Here is a 19354-nt window from a genome sequence, read left to right on the forward strand (position 1 = left end):
CTTATTCCTGAGTTTGAGTCTGGCCAATATCGGCCACATGTTGTTTGAGTGCGAGATGGTCTAGTTTCTCGAAAGGCAGCGCCACCAGTAAATCCAGACGGTGGCGCAACTGGATAAGCGTTTGATTAAAACTATGCTGGCGCTCGGCTTCATCACCCTCTTGCCCTGGGTGCGGCATGCTCCAATGCGCGATCGTGGGTACGCCCGGCCACGGCGGGCAAGTTTCGCCAGCGGCCTTGTCGCACAGCGTAAACACCAAATCCATGTGCGGCGCATCGGGAGCGGTAAATTCACTCCAGCTTTTGCTACGCAGATTGGCAGTACTGATTCCGGCATGCTCCAGCGCCGCCAGTGCCATTGGGTGCACCGTGCCACTAGGTTGACTACCCGCACTAAAGGCACGGAAAACGCCATAGCCAATTTGATTCAGCATGGCTTCGGCCATCTGGCTGCGCGCCGAGTTTTCGGTGCAAATGAATAGCACGTTGTAGAAATCTTTCATGTATCTGCCCTGTTATTTTTGCGTCATTGAGATGGATGGTAACCATACTAGTTTATTATTTCAATAATTGTTGTATAGTTGAGATATGGAACAAAAAATCGCAACGACCATTTTTGAATCTTTATCCTCTGGCGTACGCTTGGATGTGTATCGCCTATTGCTTCGGCAAGGCAAAGCGGGGCTGGTTGCGGGAGAAATCGCCAGCCAACTGAGTATTGCGCCAAGCAATTTGTCGTTTCACCTCAAATCCATGGTGCACGCCAATGTGGTAACGGTGGAACAAGAAGGCCGCTTTATGCGTTATCGCGCCAATATGTCGCTGATACTCGATTTGGTAGCCTACCTGACCGAAGAATGCTGCGAGGGCAATCTCACAGAATGCATAGACGTAGGCGATGCTAAAACTTGCTCACCATCCTCTGGCTGCTGCCCCGCTGCCGCCCCAGACTGATCATCAGGAATCACCATGAGCGTGCAATGTGAAGTGCAACAAAAAAAGGCAGCTGGCGCGCCGATGAATGTGTTCGAGCGCTACCTAACGCTGTGGGTGCTGATCTGTATCGCCCTTGGTATTGCAGCCGGGCAGTTTTTCCCCGCGCTGTTTCAATCCATTGGCCGCATGGAAATCGCCAAGGTTAATCTGCCCGTCGGCTTGTTAATCTGGATCATGATTATCCCCATGCTGGTGAAAATCGATTTTTCAGCCTTGCATGAGGTGCGCCAGCATGTGCGCGGCATTGGCATTACCTTATTTGTGAGCTGGCTCATCAATCCGTTTGCAATGGCTTTTTTTGCGTGGCTCTTTATTCGGCACGTCTTTGCCCAATATCTACCTGCCGAGCAGATTGATTCCTATATTGCAGGGCTGATTTTGCTCGCCGGAGCGCCGTGCACGGCAATGGTGTTTGTCTGGAGCAAGCTGAGCAATGGCGACCCATTATTCACGCTGACCCAAGTGGCGCTCAACGACACGATCATGATCTTTGCCTACGCGCCTTTGGTGGCTTTTTTGATGGGCATTTCAGCCATTATCGTGCCGTGGGATACGCTGATCACGTCGGTGCTGATGTATTTTTTGGTGCCGGTGATCATTGCACAGGGCTTAAGAAAAATATGGCTAAAAAAAGGGCGCACGGCCTTTGATGCCATCATGGCGAAAATCGGCCCGTGGTCGATTTCTGCGCTGCTGCTAACGCTGATTTTGCTGTTTGCATTTCAAGGCGAGGCCATTTTGCAGCAGCCACTCGTGATCGCGTTGCTGGCGATGCCGATTTTGGCGCAGGTATTGCTCAGCTCTAGTCTGGGCTACGCCTTAAATCGCGCGGCGGGGGTCAAACACAATATTGCCTGCCCTTCGGTCTTGATCAGCGCATCAAATTTCTTTGAGCTCGCGGTCGCAGCGGCGATTGCCTTATTTGGCTTTCACTCAGGCGCAGCGCTGGCCACCGTCGTCGGGGTACTCATTGAAGTCCCCCTTATGTTATTGGTGGTCAATGCCTTAAATCGCAGCAAAAACTGGTATGAACGCACGGCTTAATAATTTGCATTACATACCTCACTACTAACTCAGTAATTAGAATGAATCAGGATTTTCCCAGCATGAATCAGCACCCATTTGACGCACTCGCCCTGCCCGCTGGTGGCACTGTTTTATTTACCCCATGCCCAGGCAGCAAAGAAGCAGACTTGGCAACGTCGGTAGCGCAACTGCAGCAAGCTGGCGCGTCGGCCATCATTACCCTAATGCCCAGCCATGAGCTCAGTGCTGAAGGCGTCGCGACATTGCCGCAAGTCTGCGCCGCAGCAGGTTTGCAATGGTTTCATTTCCCGATTGAAGATGATTCAGCACCGCAGGCGGAGTTTGAAACCGCATGGCAGGCAGCCCAAACGCAAGTATTGGCTTTGCTGGCAGCAGGCGCGACGATCGCCGTGCATTGCAAAGGCGGCTCGGGGCGCACCGGACTGATGATTGCGCTGATCATGCGCGCACAAAATACGCCATTAGCGACGGCAGTTGAGTTAGTGCAAAACATTCGCCCCAAATCACTGCGCATCCCTGCGCACATGTCTTATTTGGCCAAGGCCTAAACATGAAAAAGCCCAGCAATGCTGGGCTTGAACTCTAAACCTGCAAACAATCTGGCGGGGCGAATTGGATCAAGATTCGGCGGCTTTTTGCCTTGCGTAATAAAATTGGCCATTACGGATCGTGGCTTCGAGCAAGCGCCGTCCGTAGCCGACTTCCAACCCAGCGGCGCGATCGGCCTCGCCAAAGGTCAGCACCAGATCAGCGCCATCGGGAATTTGCGCAACCAGCGCGGTGAGCTCCAGCCAGTCTTCGAGTGAATTGGAATAAGTGATCATTTGAAGCACCTCCTTCTTGAGTATCTCGCACAGCGTGTGGAATAACTAAGACGACAGCAGCTCAAAGAACAAACAGCAAATGGTGTGATGCACGCCCAGCAATGCATCTACTTTGCTGGCCTATATCAGGCTTATCGAACAATTTTCAGATTAGTTGAGTGCAGACCAGCTGCACGCAAAATCGAGTATATCGGGGCAGATTGCGTTCAAAATGAAGAATTGGTGACAGCAGCGGTGGCCGCATCAAGCGCCCAGAAATTGCTCAACGCCGCGATTGGCCAATTGATCGGCGCGCTCATTACCCGGATTACCCGCGTGGCCTTTGACCCAGCGCCATTGCACCTGATGACGAGCCACTTGCTCATCGAGCGCCTTCCACAGGTCTTCGTTTTTCACTGGTTTTTTATCCGCAGTTTTCCAGCCATTACGCTTCCAGCCGTGGATCCACGTTTCGATGCCGTTTTTAACATATTGCGAATCGGTATGGATTGTCACTTCACAGCTGCGGGTTAAGGTTTTCAGCGCCGAGATCACGGCGAGCAATTCCATTCGGTTATTGGTGGTGTGGGCTTCGCCGCCGAACAGATCTTTTTCATGCGCGCCGTAGCGCAAAAAAGCGCCCCAGCCGCCAGGCCCCGGGTTGCCTTTACAGGCGCCGTCGGTATAAATCTCAACCATAATGCAATTCACCAATTTAATTTAATAGGTCACACGATGCACCGTCACATCTTGCTGTTTCTTTTGCTCTGTAGCGCCCATATCGCCAGCGCCAGCCCTTTTTGCCCGTGGAAGCTACCGGGCCCTGATGCGAAAAATGATCGCTTTATCAACCTGACCGTCGTGCAATTTATCAATCAGAGCGATGAGGAATTACAAATCAGCTACGGCGGCGGCAATTTGGGTAGCGGGCATGATATTCGGATTCCGACCAAAAATCGTGAGGAAGGGACAAAAATCCTCAAAAGCATGCTGGAAACCGCCAAGCAGTGCGACAAATAACAGGGGTATAGCTACGAAAACCAATTAATTAATTGATTACATAGCAATACCCACGATATTATTTGCAACGATCTTTTTCTGCCTGCAAGCGGATTTTTTCTACCGCCGCTGCGGCGCTGCGCGCAGGGATGGCGATATGATGCCAATCAGGTTCGATCACATTCATGCCGCGCACGCGTTTGACGACCTCTACGCAATACACGCCGCCACCCGCTGGCCAGAATTTATCGCCAGCCCGCTCTAGAAAACGACTTTTATCCAACCAGCCTTTGCGTTGCAGCGGGGGACGATAGCAGAGAAAAGCGCCGTTCAAGAGCTGCAAATCAAGCAAGGCCAGCCAGTCTTTGAGCCGATGCGGTGCCACAAAATGGCTTTGCCACGGCACTTCATCCGCTTTAAGCCGCCGCAAGCCCCATAAGCTCCACGGATTAAACCCCGTAATTAGCAAACGACCTTCGGGCATCAGCACGCGCTCGGCCTCGCGCAATACCGCGTGGGGGTCGCCGGCAAAATCCAGCGTATGCGGCAGCACCAGCAAATCGAGGCTTTGCTCGGAAAAAGGCAGCGCCTCGGGCATGCATTTAATTTGCGTGCCCGCCGCTTGCCCGGCAAAAGCGCGCCACGGCATACGATTGGCGCGCAGGCAATCGAGCTGCGGCAATTCTAACTGCATCGCTTTATAGCCAAAGATGTCGCACACTTTGGCATCAAACCACGCCGCTTCCGAATCGCGCAGATATTGGCCTAGCGGAGTCGCCAGCCAAGCGGCAAAATGATCTACTGCAGCATTCATAGGCTTGTTGCACCTTATCGAATCAGGCGGAGAAACAGCAATGCTCAACATCAGCGCCATACCAATTTACGAAGATAATTATATCTGGGTTTTGCATCAGGGCAGCAAAGCGATTGCTGTTGACCCCGGTGAGGCAGCGCCACTGCAAGCTTGGCTGCGTCAGCATCAATGCACGCTGGAAGGGGTTTTAATCACCCATCACCATGGCGATCACACTGGCGGGCTCCACGCGCTGGTACATGCAGACCTGCCCATTTACGGCCCTGCAGCCATTGCCCATATCAATAGACCCTTGCAAGGCGGAGAAAGTTTGACGCTACTGGGGGAAAATTTCACCGTATTCGCCACGCCCGGCCATACGCTGGATCATTTGAGCTACTACGGTGCTGGCGCGCTCTTTTGTGGTGACACGCTATTTTCAGCCGGATGCGGACGATTATTTGAAGGAACGGCGGCGCAGATGTTTGCCAGCTTGCAGCAATTGGCCAGTCTACCGAGCGAAACCAAGCTGTGCTGCACGCATGAATATACGCTCAGCAATTTGCGCTTTGCGCTGGCGGTGGAGCCCAATAATCGCGCGCTGCAAACCCGCTACGACCAAGTCTGCGCTCTGCGTGCGGCAGGCCAAATGAGCTTGCCCAGTACGCTGGCTATCGAGTTGGCGAGCAATCCGTTTTTGCGCTGCGAACAAGCCGAAGTCGTCGCCGCCGCCCGCGCGCACAACGCCAATATCGCAAACGCCGTTGATACCTTTGCCGCACTGCGACAATGGAAGGATCATTTTCGCTAAACTAAATGAAATTTAATCTAAGCCACAAGCGGGGCAAACTGCGGAATATTCAGCAAAAAATCTCAATAAATCAAAGATTTTAACCGCCTAACCGATTTCTAGCTAAACGCTGATTGACACAGTCGGAAAGCGACCATTACTATCGCAAAATTCAGAATAATTTCAGGGACTGGGCCAATGAAGCTCCGCCTGTGCGCTACTCTCTTTACCGCCTTCCTCTCACTACCAGCGTTGGCCATCGAATCTGGCAAGCTCGACTACGAATTACACAGTATTACCCCTCCGCTCTCAGCCAATACCCAGGCCGTCATTGATCAGTTGTTTAGTGAGGCCAACCCGCTGATCGAGCGTGATTTATGGGTGCGAGTGCGCAACGGCTTTGCGATTCCCGATATTGATAGCCCGCTGGTAACAAAGTGGGAAAATTACTATTCCAGCCGCCCCGATTATTTAAATCGCATTATCGAGCGCAGTAATCGCTATCTCTATTATGTGGTCGGTGAGGTTGAGCGCCGCAATATGCCGATGGAGTTTGCGCTATTGCCGATGATTGAATCGGCTTACAACCCACGTGCAGAATCCCCCGCTAAAGCGGCGGGTATGTGGCAATTTATTCCCGACACCGGCAAACGTTATGGTCTTGAGCGCACGATGTGGTACGACGGGCGCCGCGATGTGGTTGCCGCCACCGATGCCGCACTGAGCTATTTGCAAGACATCCACGGCATGTTTGACGATTGGCAACTGGCGCTGGCGTCATACAACTGGGGTGAAAACGCCGTAAAACGCGCCATCGACAAAAACATTGCTGCGGGCTTACCCACGGCCTTTGTCGATCTGAAAATGCCCGATGAGACGCGCAATTACGTCCCCAAATTGCTGGCCATTCGCAACATCATTGCCGACCCAGCAGCCTATGGCGTCAAACTATCTGCGATCCCGAATCAGCCCTATTTTGCTACCTTGCAACCGGGCAAGCACATGGATGTGTCGGTCGCCGCCAAGCTGGCAGGCATTAGTGTTGATGAATTACTGAAGCTCAACCCCGGCTTTATCCGGCCGGTGATTGCGCATAAAGATGAACGCAAACTCGTACTCCCCGTCGCGCAAGTCCCTGTTTTCGAGCGCAACTTAGCCGCCTATGATCAGCCGCTGTTAAATTGGCAGCCATATGTCACCAAACATGGTGATCGCGTTGAGGATTTGGCGAGCACGTTTGGCATTAGCGAAGATCAGCTACGCGACATCAATGACATTGGCAGCAAAGAGCGCGTGGCTGCGGGCAAAATGATCTTGGTGCCTAAAGTCGCGGGCATTGATATTTCTGAGCGCCAAACGCTGGCTGCGCTGCATGAAAACCGCAACGGTGAAGCCATTGATACCGGTGAAAAAGACACGCCTAAGCCTGTGATCAAAGTCGCACGTGATGGCAGTCATGGCCGTGAGCATAAGGTGGCCAAAGGCGATACGCTGTTTAATATCGCCAAACGCTATGATTTGAGCGTAGCGGAATTGAAAGCGATGAATAACCTCAAGGGCAATCAAGTGGCCTTGGGTGAATCGCTCACCGTTGGCAATGCCAGCAATGCGCCCAAGTCGTACGTGGTCAAACGTGGTGATACGCTGGCGTCGATTGCGAAAAAACTCAATATCGATCTGTATGAGCTGAAAAAATCCAATCGCAAACCCATCTCACCGGGGATGATCTTGGTAATGAACTAATCAGCAGCACGATCTAAATGAGCGCCGTTAATGTTGCAATTAACGGCGTTTTTTTATCAAGGGTATAGGTATGAAATCGTTTTCCAGCCTAATCTATAGCTGGATACTTGCCGATGTATTGTAGGATTAGGTACTGATCGTAAAGAGGAATGCCATGCTGCGCTGGACATTATTTATCCTCGGCCTTGCTTTTGGCTGGAGCACCTTTGAGCTCAAAGCTGGCCTGATTGTGGGCATCGTGGGCTTTTTGATTGGACGCTGGTTTGAAGAACGCAGCAGCCAACCGGCCACTCCGCAGCGCCAAGTGCCCAATCTGGCGCAAGAAGTCGCCCAACTCAAGCAAAGGATAAATCGGCTGGAAGATGAAGTCCGCGCGCTGCGCACGGCCGCAAATCCCAACTCGAATTCCACCTTGAATCCAGCCGCCGCTGCCGAAGCCGTTGAAATAGAAACCGTAGCCAGCACCTCATCCACATCGATACCCCCCACCACACAGCCCGCACTAAGCGATGCCGGTTTTCAAGTGGGCACTCAGCCTGCGCCCGCGCGTCGTGTTACACGCCCAGTACTGCCACCGACGGCCAAACCATCGCCGCTCTTTGCCTTGATCGCCGAGGGCTGGAACGCTGCGCAGGCATGGTTATTTGGCGGCAATACCGTCGTGCGGCTGGGGATGATTATTCTATTTTTTGGCGTGAGCTTTTTGCTGAAGTTTGCCGCCGACAACCAAATGCTGCCAATTCAAGCCCGACTGGCGGGCTTATCATTGGGCGCGGCGCTGCTGTTTGCAACCGGCTGGCGACTACGCGCGGCGCGGCGTAGTTATGCGCTGATTATGCAAGGCGGTGCGCTGGGCTTATTGTATTTCACGATTTACGGCGCCATGAAGCTCTATCATTTGTTGCCGACGACCTTGGCTTTTGGCCTCTTGGCTTTGCTCGGCGTCGCCGCCGCCCTATTGGCGATTCGACAAGACGCCAGCTCACTGGCGGTGATGGGGATTTGCGGCGGATTTATGGCGCCGATTCTCACTAGCGACGGCAGCGGCAATCATGTACTGCTATTTAGCTATTTTGCCCTGCTCAATGCCGGTATTTTTGGTATTGCTTGGTTTAAGGCTTGGCGCTCGCTCAATTTACTTGGGTTTATCTTTACCTATGCCATCGCTACGACATGGGGCGTGCTGGATTACCGCAGCGAATTGCGCGCCAGCACACAGCCGTTTGTGGTGATTTTCTGGCTCTTTTATGCGGGAATTAGCGCTTTATACGCACTCAAACGAAGTCATTCAGTCCGCTCCATCGTTGATGGCACGCTGGTTTTTGGCACGCCCATCATCACGCTGGCGCTGCAATCTCAACTCATGAGCGGGGTTGAATATGGCATGTGCTACAGCGCCTTGATCGGCGCGCTGGGCTATTTTGCATTGGCTGGCTATTTACAGCACCGACGCGATGCAACGCTGCAGCTGTTTATCGATGCGCAAATTGCGATTGGCGTTTTGCTCGCTACGCTGGCGATTCCATTGGCGTTTGACGGTAATGTGACCGCAGCCATGTGGGCCGTGGAAGGCGCAGCCGTGCTTTGGGTCAGCCTACGGCAAGAACGTCGCCTTGCGATGAGTTTTGGGCTGTTTTTACAATTCGCTGCGGGCATCGCGGTATTGAGCGAGAGCGACTATTACACCAGCACGCCTTTTCTCAACGGCGTGTATTTCGCCGACTTGCTGATCGCGCTGGCCGGGCTGTTTTGCGCGTGGCAATTGCATGAAAAACAAAAAGACTGGCCGTTAAAACCTCGCTTGATCCAGCTCGGCTGGGTCGTGGGCGCGTGGGGGCTATTGTGGTTGGTCAAAGCCAATCTGGATGAGGTCGAGCGATTTTTCTCGTTCGAGGTCTTGCAGAATGCGCAAATCTTACTGGCGATCTTTGTCGCTGTCACGGCTCAGCAATTGGCGTTGCGCAAGATTTGGCGTCAGGTGCAAATCCTCGCGCTGGCATTCGCGCCGTTTTTGCTCTTGCTTGCACTCACGCAATATTTCCATCTGAATCACTTTTTTGATTTATGGGCCTGGCCGTTTGCTTTGATTGCCCTGTTTGCCCTGCTCTATCAGCAAGATCGTCACCATGACACCCACGCTGAATGGCAGCATACCGCGGCCGCATGGCTAAGCTGGGGTATGTTCATCGATGAATTATCCTACTGGATCGGCAGAAACATACATACAGGGGTATCTGATCTAGCCATATTTGCCATTGTGATGAGCACCGCGCTGGCAGCGATCAAATATTTGCCGTGGCCGGTGAAAGCCCACCGCAGAGCGTATTGGCTATTTGGCACTGCACCCGTCGCCTTACTACTGCTGCTCTGGGGTTTTTATACCGCCTTGTCGGGAGGTGACTCGGGCTGGCCAGTATTGAATGCACTCGATTTGGCACAGATCGCGGCGCTGGCAGCGCTGGCCTTCTGGGGCAAAGCGGCCGTACGGATAGCAAACCGCCCCATGCCGTCGGCGGGCTATGCAACTTTGGGCGCGGCCTGCTTTGTTTGGCTCAATGCCATGCTACTGCGCACGATCCACCACCAGCGCGATATTGATTACACGCTAGATGCGCTGGTGCAATCGACCGTGGTGCAAATGAGTTTATCGATTTTCTGGACCATTATTGCCTTGGCGCTGATGTTGGTGGCCACTCGCAAATACTGGCGCATCCTCTGGCTCGTGGGCGCGGCCTTGCTGGCCATCGTGGTGGGTAAATTATTCCTGCTCGATCTATCGCATATTAGCGGCATCGAGCGGATTGCATCCTTTATGGGCGTAGGTTTATTGCTGTTACTGATAGGCTATCTAGCACCGATTCCGCCCCAACAGCACGATGAAAACCAGCATCAAGACGGCCAAGACTGACAAAAAACCAACCTAGCTCAACAATTAGCGAAATGCATAATTACGCAAAAAGAAAGAAAGCGTAAGATCGCAAGCTTGAATATGCTTGCAATAAAAACCAAAGGCAAAAGTAATGAATCGATATTGGCATGGCAATGGAAAAACATTCGCGCAAACGAGCGTAGCGATACTAAGCACTGCAGTATTAGTCGGCTGCGGTGGTGGCGGCAGCACCACGCTTGCAGGCAGTAGCACACCAGCGCCGTCGAGCACGCCCAGTGCAAGCCAAATGTGTGCGGCCAATAACCCCTATCGCCATGATGTTGCCGATCACCAAATTGGCACGTTGAATGACGAGAAAAGCTGGGTCAAAAACTATGTGAATGACGCCTACCTGTGGTATCAAGACATCCCAGCGGTCGACGCCAATGCCAGCAAATACAGCGACAACAACGATGTGTATGGCTCGCTGGATAATTATTTCCAAGCACTGAAATCACCACTCATCACCGCCAGCGGTGCCAAGAAAGATAAATTCAGCTTCACTTACCCGACTAAAAAATGGCAGCAGCTATTTGCTTCGGGCGGCGGCTTTGGCTACGGGATTCAATGGAAACAAAGCCGCACCACTGCGCCATGGCAATTGCAAGTCGCCTACGTCACGCCCAACTCGCCCGCCGAAAAGGCCGGCATTCAGCGTGGTGACACGCTCAAAATGATAGACGGACTGATCGTTGATGGCAGCAATCCGGCATTGCAAGAGCAAGTGGATGCACTATTAAGCCCGAGTAATTCAATCGCACATAATTTAGTCATCACGCGTACTGGCAGTAGCGATCGCACTGTCTCGCTCTCGGCAGACAATATCAGCCTCACGCCGGTCTTGCTGAGCAAAACCTTTAGCAATAACAATAGCCAGATCGCTTACTTGGTCTTTAACGAGCATATTGCAACTGCCGAACAAGGCTTAAATACGGCCATAGCGCAATTTAAGTCGGCCAATGTTGACACACTGGTACTCGATTTGCGTTACAACGGCGGTGGTTATCTGTATATCGCCAGCATGTTGAGCTATATGATCGCGGGCCCAGCGGCCACAACCAATAAAATCTTTGAGCAATCGGTGTACAACAATAAACGCGCAGCCGAAACCACCAAAGATAAAGTGGGCTTTATCAATACGTCGTGCCTGCCTGATGCGTCGGGTTATTGCACAAAATACGAAGCGCTGCCGACGTTGAACCTGAAAAAAGTCTTCATCCTCACCAGCGCCAGCACTTGCTCGGCGAGTGAATCGATTATCAATGGTTTGCGCGGTGTTGATGTGGATGTCCAAATCATTGGTAACACCACCTGCGGCAAGCCTTATGGCTTCTACGGGAAATCCAATTGCGGCATTTCTTATTTCCCGATGGAATTCCAAGGCTTTAATAACAAAGGCTTTGGCGACTTTGCCGATGGTTTTACGCCGACGTGTCAGGCCAATGATGATTTAAGCAAACCATTGGGCGATATAACTGAAGGCATGCTGGCTGCGGCACTGTATCGCAACGCGAATCCAAGCGCTTGCCTAACGAGCAACAACGCCTTGAATTTGAATCCGCAGGATAAAGGCAAATTGCTGCGTCCGACTGTGCTGGAAAATAAATTCTGGAATACGCCATGAGATTGTTGCACGCCGGTTGGAGTGCACTATTGCTTGGCTTGCTCACCGCTTGCGCAGGACCGCAAGCGGCGCATTTAACGAGGACAAACTCGCAACAATGCGTGGCGCAAATTGAGGCATTTGTTGCGCAGCAAACTGGGCAAAACGTCAGCCTTAACCCTGCGGCGCTTCAAAACTCCGATGTATTGCTACTAGAGCCCAGCAATGCACTTAAAGGCAGCGGTAAAGTCAAAGACAAGCCCTTGAGCTTTACACTGCGCAAGCACAAATCGGAATGTTGGATTGAAGACTTGGCGAATAAAACATTGCAAACCTTGCCCGATTGCAGCTGTGAAAAACTCTGATTCCAAATCATGCCGCAATAAAAAAAAACGCCCCGTGGGGCGTCAGGCTGCAAACAAAGTGAAAATCACATTTTTCAAGTCTCGGCAAAGCCGAGCCTAAGTAATAAGGTATTGTTTGCAGCCTTTATGTTTTATTCCCGCCCCTCCCGTCCCCTCCTTGAGGGGAGCCTCGCTTCGCGACTAGGATTTGTCATCAATCTGACACCTGAAAGGGGCTTGCGGCTTCAACTCATTAACGCGGCGGCGAAGTCCGTGTTGGATTAAGCTCACGATCCACCTCTTTCCAGCGCGCGTGATGCTCGCGGATCAAATGAATCGCGTCTTCAACCGTATCCACCACAATCGGAATCTGCATATCGACGGGGCTCGCCAAACCGGCCTCGTTGCTCACCATATAGTGCTGCGCCCAATCGACCAGCTCGTGCCACATTTCGCCGACCAAAATCAGCGGCGTGTCATAGAGCTTGCGAACTTGCAGCAATTGCCAAACCATCGACAATTCCAGCAGCGTACCGATTCCGCCCGAGGTTACGATGAATGCATTCGAGCGCAAAATAAAATGGTGCAAACGCGAGAAGAACGTCTTGTGCTCAAACACGCGGCCGACAAAGTCGTTCACATTTTGCTCGAAATCCAGATCGATGCGAATGCCGACCGATGCTTCGGGCTTATTCGGCGCGCCTTGGCTAGCGCCTTCATTGGCCGCCTGCATCAAGCCCGGGCCACCACCGGTGACAATATGGCAACCCATTGCCGCCAATTGCGCCGCCAACTGTTTCACTGCCTCATAGCGCGGGGTGTTTTCTTCGATCCGCGCCGAACCAAAGATCGTAACGTGATAATCGGGTGTATGCGCGGGGCGCAGGCGCGATAAATCATCGACCGCATCCCACAACTTCAAGACGGCGGAGCCGACAATATCGAGCGCTTCGTCGTCGTCGATGACGCCGATTGGCTTGTTGTTTGGATTAATCATAATTGCCCCTTTTATCTTTTTATTGTCGAGTGCGACACTGTCAGCTTAGGCCGAAAATAGCCCGCTTGTATAGTAGGCAGATTCAACCGGTCGTCGCAACACGCGTTTGTTGAACAGATTTCAGATACTCATTCAGTGCTTCGATAGGTGTTTTCCAACCGAGTGTTTTTCGGGGCCGGGTGTTTAGTGTATTGGCTACAGCTTGAATCTCTTGGGCACTCCATCGCGATAAGTCAGTGCCTTTCGGGAAATATTGTCGCAAAAGACCATTCGTATTCTCGTTTGTGCCGCGCTGCCATGGACTGTGAGGGTCGGCAAAGAAGACCTTTACTCCTGACTCAATAGTAAAGCGGGCGTGATCTGATAACTCTTTCCCTCGATCCCAAGTTAATGATCGCCACAATTGTGCAGGTAGGCTAGTCACTGTCTTCTTCAGTGCATTGGCCATGGTGACGGCTCCATAGCCGGCAAGTGCGGGGCCGTTCTTCACTCGCGGAGTCAGCCCATAGCCCTCCTCGCGAGGCAGATGTACGAGCATGGTGTATCGAGTTGATCGCTCGACCAACGTCCCTATCGCGGATCGGTTCAAACCAATGATCAAGTCTCCCTCCCAGTGCCCTGGTAGCGCACGACCCTCCACCTCAGCAGGGCGATTAGAGATCATAACGTCTTCGCTAACATGTGCCCACGCTTTGGCCTGCGCTCTGGCTCTCGGTATACGCAACGCCCGCCCTGTACGCAGGCAACTCACCAGATCACGCTTGAGAGCTCCTCGACCCTGTATGTAGAGCGCCTGATATATGGCTTCGTGGGAGATTCTCATAGATTCGTCACCCGGGAAGTCGATTTGAAGCCGGTTGGCAATCTGCTCAGGCGACCAACCATTGACCCATTTACGGTCACCGCGATGCGGTTTATTTCGTCCCTTGAACGGCGCCTGTCTAGGCCCTGCAATCTCAAGGCCATCAGCATTATGAACCTTGCCCTCCAAGCGCTCTTGCACGTAGTGGCGCAATGGCAGATTAGTCACCAGTTTCGCTGGCTTCGGTCTTTTAGCCGCCAGTTCCGCCTTCCACTGCGCGACTGAAGCACGATATTCGAGTCGGCCACTACGAGTTGCTGCGTTACGAGTTAACTCCCGAGACACTGTCGACGGACTTCGCCCAAGGCGGCGAGCAATCTCACGCACACCAACACTTTGCGCTTGGAGCAGTCCAATTTCTTCTCGCTCAGCGAATGATAAGTATCTTCCTGATATGTGGTTAGACATAAACAATGGCATCCCGCCGCGATAACGGAACCAGCGTGTTCCTACTGCTTGCGATACGCCAACGGCCTCCGCTGCCTTTTCGCTTGTGATTCCGGTAGCAATCTGTTCCCAAAATAACCGCTCCGTTTCTCGGCGAAGTGATGGCGCGCCTGGCGAGCGCATCGCACCACGCCCCGTCAACTTCAGCATCCACCCTGCAGGTCGTCCCATTATACACCTCCATAATAATACGGTGTTGCGACGACCGGTTGAATCTGCCGTATTTGCCGTGATCAAAATAGCAGCATGTGAATATTCAATTTCTAAGTCGCTAGATTGATTACGCTAAAATAAGTTTCCTGCTGCCTACACACGCCATCATGCCAGACAAAAACACCCCACTGCTTCGTCAGCAATGCCTCATCAATGGCCAATGGCTGATCAGCGACACCACTTTTCCAGTTCACAATCCGGCCAATGGCGAACTGATTGCTCACGTCCCCAAGCTGGGGGAGTCTGCCACACAGAGCGCTATTGATGCGGCCAACGCCGCCCTGCCAGCCTGGCGCGCCAAATCGGGCAAGGAGCGCAGCCAAATCTTGCGACGCTGGTTTGAGCTCATCATGCAGCATCAAGAAGACCTTGCGCAGCTAATGACCGCCGAGCAAGGCAAGCCTTTGACCGAGTCGCGCGGTGAAATCGCCTATGCCGCGAGTTTTATCGAATGGTTCGGCGAAGAGGCTAAGCGCATTTACGGCGATGTGATGTCACACCCCAATGCAGGCCAGCGCATCATGACGCTCAAGCAGCCCATCGGCGTGTGCGCAGCCATTACGCCGTGGAATTTTCCAGCGGCGATGATCACGCGCAAAGTCGGCCCCGCGCTGGCTGCGGGTTGCACCATCATCGTCAAACCCGCCTCGCAAACGCCGCTAACCGCTTTGGCACTCGGTGAATTGGCACAACAAGCCGGAATTCCGGCGGGCGTACTGAATATCATCACAGGATCGGGGCGCGAGATTGGCGACGTCCTCGCCGCCAGCCCAATTGTGCGCAAAATCTCATTCACTGGCTCAACCGAAACCGGCCGCGCACTGATGGCCGCCTGCGCACCGACGATTAAAAAACTCTCGCTGGAGCTCGGCGGCAATGCGCCGTTTATTGTTTTTGCTGATGCCGACCTCGATGCGGCCGTCGCGGGTGCCATCGCGAGCAAATTTCGCAACGCCGGGCAGACCTGCGTGTGCGCCAATCGATTTTTGATCGCCAGCGAGGTTTACGATGAATTCGCGACCAAATTCACCAAGGCAATTGGCAATCTCAACGTCGGGTATGGCGATCAAAGCCATACCCAGATTGGCCCACTGATCGATACCCAAGCCATTGAAAAAGTCGAAGCGCATATTGCCGACGCACTCGCGCGCGGCGCTCACATCAGATTGGGCGGAGCTAGGCATGCATTAGGCGGCACATTTTTTACGCCCACCCTCCTCACCGAAGTGCCGCCCGCAGCGCTCATCAACCATGAAGAAACCTTCGGCCCCGTCGCTGCGCTTGTGCGATTTGAACATGAAGCCGAAGCAATTGCGCTAGCCAACAACACCGAATACGGGCTGGCAGCCTATCTCTACACGCGTGATCTGGCACGAACTTTCCGCGTTGCCGAGGCGATTGAAGCGGGAATGGTTGGCATCAACACAGGCCTGATCAGCAACGAGGTCGCACCCTTTGGCGGCATCAAGCAATCGGGCATGGGGCGCGAAGGCTCGAAATATGGCATTGAGGAATATTCAACGCTCAAATATCTATGCCTATAGTAGGTATATCAATCAAATCTTTTCCAAATAACACCTTCAAAGCAATACCCCAAGGGGACGTTTCATGTGAGTTTACCGTAGCCGCGGCAAGTTTTTCGCCACGCAAAAGAAAAGGCCGATAACTCGGCCTTTTCTTTGATTCGTAACCCCGCGGATCAGGTTTTAAATTTCCCCATGCTTTTGAGCATTTGCTGCGCGACATCAGAGAGCATTTCTGCCGAAGCATTGATTTCCTCCATCGAAGCGCTGGTTTCTTCTGACATTTGAGCGATGCGCTCGATCCGCTGCGCCACATCGATCCCCGCGTGACGTTGCTCACCCAAGGAAGAGGCAATTTGTGAAACGGAATGCAGGATTTTTTCGACGCCCTCATTCGCTTCTGTCATGGACTCCACCGCTTCACCAGAGATGGTGACGACATTTTCTACCGTCGCACTACTGCCATGCATGCTGCTGACCGCCGAATTGGCATCGGCTCGAACAACGTTAATCATTTCACTAATTTCACGCGCTGAATTCGTCGTACGCTCGGCCAATTTGCGCACTTCGTCGGCCACCACGGCAAAACCGCGGCCTTGCTCGCCCGCGCGCGCAGCTTCAATCGCGGCATTGAGCGCCAACAGATTGGTTTGATCGGCGACTTCTTTAATGACATTGGTGATTGAGTCAATCTGCTGAATACGCGCAGAGAGCGCATCAATTTGACCGGCGCTCTGACCGACTGCTTGGTGTACGGTATGTACCATGTCCATTGATTTGCCGACAATGCTTGCACTTTGCCGGGCATTGCCGCTGGCGGCGTTGGCATTGTTTTGCGCCTCATTGGCATTGTGTGCCACTTGATCAATGCTAACGCTTAATTCTTCGACCGATGCGGCCGCACCTGACGTTGCCTCTACTTGCTGAGTGACACTGGAGGCCACTTCGCTCGACGATTGCGCCAATTGCACCGCGGCGGAAGCCACCTGATCGGCATTATTGCTAATCGACCGAACTGTGTCGCGCAAGCTGACCTGCATTTTTTGTAAATTGCCCAGCATCGTTTCAATTTCATCACTGCCATTTACTTCAATATTGGCGCGTAAATTACCTGCGGCAATTTCATCCAGCGCCCGATTGGCGCGCCCCATGCCATTGCTCAAGCCTTTGATAATAACCATCGCGATAGCGAGAAATACACCTGCGATCAGTACGGTGAGGATCAGCAAGGTATTGCGGATATGCGCCACAATCACATCGCTGTCGTCGTAGGCTGTTTTAGCCAATTTTTCATTAATATGGACGATTTTGCTCAAGATATCGTCAGCGACCTGGAATTTGGGGAAGGTTTGCTCTTGGTAGACTTTCATTGCCGATTCATTGTCGTGTGCATAGCTGGCCTCCATGACAATTTTGCGCGATGCCACATATTGCGGCCATGCTTCATCAAAGGCTTTGAGTTGCTCGACTTCTTCGGGTGTTAATTGGGTTTTGCGATATTTATCCAGCAGCTCATGCATGGCTTTTTCTTCTTCGGCCATTCTGGCTGCGATTTTGTCCATGTCGGCATTCTGATCTGCGATGATGTAGCGCAGCAGGCCACGATTGTTATAAATCGCCTGCATATTGGCATTAGCGACATCTTTAATGGGCACCAGATTGTTGTCGTACATGCTGTTGAGCATGTCATTGACTTGCGATGTGGCAGCGATGCCGCGCCAGCTAATAAATAAAGCGCTCGCTATCGCCAGAACAACTAAAGCTGCCAATTTGACCGAGTATTTGATATTGCTGAACATGATGTTTCATCCCAATAGATTCATCGAGGCGTTATAAATCCATACTTCATATAGGGGTTTTAGTGCCTACACACACCTGAAATCAAATATTTATTCATTATTTTTCTTACATAGATCAGGGATACGTGGCGAAAAAATGAGCAAAAAAAACCGCACCGGCATAAAGCACAGTGCGGCAGAGGATGGAGACGGTAATACCTGATCGCTAGGCGACCAAGGTCAAAATCGGGGGTTTGTATTTTTGCTGCATTTTTTCGAGCGGCATCGGTTTGATTTTGTCGGCCATGCCTGAGCAGCCAAAATCAACATAGCGCGCACGGCAAACGGCACTCATTGCGCTAATGGCCGGCTTCAAATACTGGCGAGGGTCGAAATCGGCCGGGTTTTCGGCAAAATGTTTACGGATCGCCGCGGTCATCGCCAGGCGCAAGTCAGTATCGATATTGATTTTGCGCACCCCCCAGCGAATAGCGCGCTGGATTTCCTCAATCGGCACGCCCCAAGTTGGCTTGAGATCACCGCCGTACTTGCGGATCATATCGAGCAAATCTTGCGGCACGCTGGAGCTGCCATGCATCACCAGATGGGTATTGGGAATCGTGTCGTGAATGGCTTTCACGCGCTCGATGTCGAGCACCGCGCCGGTCGGTGGTGCAGAAAATTTATACGCGCCATGGCTAGTGCCAATCGCGATGGCCAAGGCATCAACGTGCGTGGCTTCGACAAATTCTTTGGCTTGCCAAGGATCAGTGAGCATTTCTGCGTGGCTTAGTGTCCGATTTGCGCCAACGCCATCTTCAGCCTCGCCCATGCCAGTATCGAGCCGGCCCAGACAGCCAATTTCACCTTCGACTGAAACACCACAAGCATGCGCCATGCGTACCACTTCTTGCGTGACCGCGATGTTGTATTCGTAGCTACTCGGGGTTTTGCCATCGTCGAGCAGCGAGCCATCCATCATGACGCTGCTAAAGCCATGCTTAATCGCCGTGAGGCACACCGAAGGGCTCGTGCCATGATCTTGGTGCATCACAATCGGTAAATGCGGGAAACTGGCCAAAGCGCCTTCGATCAACTGCTTGAGAAACAGCTCGCCAGCATATTTGCGCGCACCTGCACTGGCCTGCAGGATAACTGGGCTACGTGTGGCATCGGCGGCCTGCAAAATGGCCTGCACTTGCTCCAGATTATTGACGTTAAAGGCAGGAACGCCATAACCATGGTCGGCGGCGTGATCGAGAACTTGGCGAAGCGATACAAGTGGCATGCGTTTTTCCCTTATGCTGCGTTGCGACATGACCCCACTGTAAACAGGGCTTAGCCGCAACTCAAATAAGGGATTTCAGCATTGGTAAAACACCTGAAACCAATTGATTTTAATAAGTAATACCAATTATATTGTTCGCGCAGCATAGGTTGACGTTTGCTTGATGCTCGCAGTGCAAACATCAACCCATTTCGGGCATC

Annotated in this window: 18 protein-coding genes; 10 read left to right on the forward strand and 8 right to left on the reverse strand. The window is 52.5% G+C overall.

Features of this window, described 5'->3' with window-relative positions:
- Nucleotide 1 precedes the first annotated feature (1 nt).
- Nucleotides 2–502, reverse strand: coding sequence for an arsenate reductase ArsC (locus HQ393_RS10450; protein WP_179355136.1), 501 nt, complete (start codon nt 500–502; stop codon nt 2–4).
- Nucleotides 503–587: 85 nt separating this feature from the next.
- Between HQ393_RS10450 and HQ393_RS10455 the strand changes: the two genes are divergently transcribed.
- The 3 genes from HQ393_RS10455 (at nt 588) to HQ393_RS10465 (ending at nt 2590) form a co-directional block, all read left to right on the forward strand.
- Nucleotides 588–953 carry an ArsR/SmtB family transcription factor gene (locus HQ393_RS10455; RefSeq protein WP_179355137.1) on the forward strand — a complete coding sequence of 122 codons (366 nt, stop codon included), beginning with the start codon at nt 588–590 and terminating at the stop codon, nt 951–953.
- A 15-nt stretch (nt 954–968) separates the two neighbouring features.
- Complete coding sequence (gene arsB, locus HQ393_RS10460) at nt 969–2039, forward strand: ACR3 family arsenite efflux transporter (protein WP_179355138.1); 1071 nt, start codon at nt 969–971, stop codon at nt 2037–2039.
- A gap of 62 nt (nt 2040–2101) precedes the next feature.
- Complete coding sequence (locus HQ393_RS10465; RefSeq protein ID WP_179355139.1) at nt 2102–2590, forward strand: phosphatase domain-containing putative toxin; 489 nt, start codon at nt 2102–2104, stop codon at nt 2588–2590.
- Nucleotides 2591–2659: 69 nt separating this feature from the next.
- Here the strand turns inward: HQ393_RS10465 and HQ393_RS10470 are convergent, their stop codons facing one another.
- Together HQ393_RS10470 and rnhA are read right to left on the reverse strand one after the other, a co-directional pair.
- Nucleotides 2660–2866 (reverse strand): hypothetical protein, encoded by a 207-nt coding sequence (locus tag HQ393_RS10470; protein ID WP_179355140.1) that lies wholly within the window; start codon nt 2864–2866, stop codon nt 2660–2662.
- A 243-nt stretch (nt 2867–3109) separates the two neighbouring features.
- Complete coding sequence (gene rnhA, locus HQ393_RS10475) at nt 3110–3544, reverse strand: ribonuclease HI (RefSeq protein WP_179355141.1); 435 nt, start codon at nt 3542–3544, stop codon at nt 3110–3112.
- 36 nt (nt 3545–3580) lie between these two features.
- Here rnhA and HQ393_RS10480 point away from each other — a divergent pair, with 36 nt between their 5' ends.
- Entirely contained in the window at nt 3581–3865 is a 285-nt protein-coding gene (locus tag HQ393_RS10480; protein ID WP_179355142.1) for a hypothetical protein, read from the forward strand.
- 58 nt (nt 3866–3923) lie between these two features.
- Here the strand turns inward: HQ393_RS10480 and HQ393_RS10485 are convergent, their stop codons facing one another.
- Nucleotides 3924–4658 carry a class I SAM-dependent methyltransferase gene (locus tag HQ393_RS10485; RefSeq protein ID WP_179355143.1) on the reverse strand — a complete coding sequence of 245 codons (735 nt, stop codon included), beginning with the start codon at nt 4656–4658 and terminating at the stop codon, nt 3924–3926.
- A 40-nt stretch (nt 4659–4698) separates the two neighbouring features.
- On the opposite strand from HQ393_RS10485, the gene gloB reads away from it, so the two are divergent.
- The 5 genes from gloB (at nt 4699) to HQ393_RS10510 (ending at nt 12067) form a co-directional block, all read left to right on the forward strand.
- The gene (gloB, locus tag HQ393_RS10490) at nt 4699–5448 is read left to right on the forward strand and encodes a hydroxyacylglutathione hydrolase (protein WP_179355144.1); all 750 of its coding nucleotides are present in this window, start codon (nt 4699–4701) and stop codon (nt 5446–5448) included.
- Between the two features lie 177 nt (nt 5449–5625).
- Nucleotides 5626–7170, forward strand: a complete 1545-nt coding sequence (locus HQ393_RS10495) for a LysM peptidoglycan-binding domain-containing protein (protein WP_179355145.1) — start codon at nt 5626–5628, stop codon at nt 7168–7170.
- Nucleotides 7171–7324: 154 nt separating this feature from the next.
- Nucleotides 7325–10078: a DUF2339 domain-containing protein gene (locus HQ393_RS10500; RefSeq protein ID WP_179355146.1), complete on the forward strand. Its 2754-nt coding sequence runs from the start codon at nt 7325–7327 to the stop codon at nt 10076–10078.
- Between the two features lie 112 nt (nt 10079–10190).
- A complete protein-coding gene (locus HQ393_RS10505; protein ID WP_179355147.1) occupies nt 10191–11723 on the forward strand; it encodes a S41 family peptidase in 1533 nt (510 codons plus the stop codon).
- Nucleotides 11720–12067: a hypothetical protein gene (locus HQ393_RS10510; RefSeq protein ID WP_179355148.1), complete on the forward strand. Its 348-nt coding sequence runs from the start codon at nt 11720–11722 to the stop codon at nt 12065–12067. The genes HQ393_RS10505 and HQ393_RS10510 overlap by 4 nt, the downstream gene beginning before the upstream one ends.
- Nucleotides 12068–12299: 232 nt before the next feature.
- Here the strand turns inward: HQ393_RS10510 and HQ393_RS10515 are convergent, their stop codons facing one another.
- Both HQ393_RS10515 and HQ393_RS10520 read right to left on the reverse strand, forming a co-directional pair.
- On the reverse strand, nt 12300–13043 hold the full coding sequence (locus tag HQ393_RS10515; RefSeq protein ID WP_179355149.1) for an LOG family protein: 744 nt from the start codon (nt 13041–13043) through the stop codon (nt 12300–12302).
- A gap of 82 nt (nt 13044–13125) precedes the next feature.
- Complete coding sequence (locus tag HQ393_RS10520; protein ID WP_179355150.1) at nt 13126–14502, reverse strand: IS30 family transposase; 1377 nt, start codon at nt 14500–14502, stop codon at nt 13126–13128.
- A gap of 170 nt (nt 14503–14672) precedes the next feature.
- Here HQ393_RS10520 and HQ393_RS10525 point away from each other — a divergent pair, with 170 nt between their 5' ends.
- Nucleotides 14673–16109 carry an NAD-dependent succinate-semialdehyde dehydrogenase gene (locus HQ393_RS10525; protein WP_179355151.1) on the forward strand — a complete coding sequence of 479 codons (1437 nt, stop codon included), beginning with the start codon at nt 14673–14675 and terminating at the stop codon, nt 16107–16109.
- Between the two features lie 155 nt (nt 16110–16264).
- Here HQ393_RS10525 and HQ393_RS10530 read toward each other — a convergent pair whose 3' ends face one another.
- A complete protein-coding gene (locus HQ393_RS10530; RefSeq protein ID WP_179355152.1) occupies nt 16265–17887 on the reverse strand; it encodes a methyl-accepting chemotaxis protein in 1623 nt (540 codons plus the stop codon).
- Nucleotides 17888–18092: 205 nt separating this feature from the next.
- A complete protein-coding gene (gene fba, locus HQ393_RS10535; protein ID WP_179355153.1) occupies nt 18093–19154 on the reverse strand; it encodes a class II fructose-bisphosphate aldolase in 1062 nt (353 codons plus the stop codon).
- Between the last annotated feature and the right edge of the window lie 200 nt (nt 19155–19354).

The sequence above is a fragment of the Chitinibacter bivalviorum genome, assembly GCF_013403565.1.
Lineage (GTDB): Bacteria > Pseudomonadota > Gammaproteobacteria > Burkholderiales > Chitinibacteraceae > Chitinibacter > Chitinibacter bivalviorum.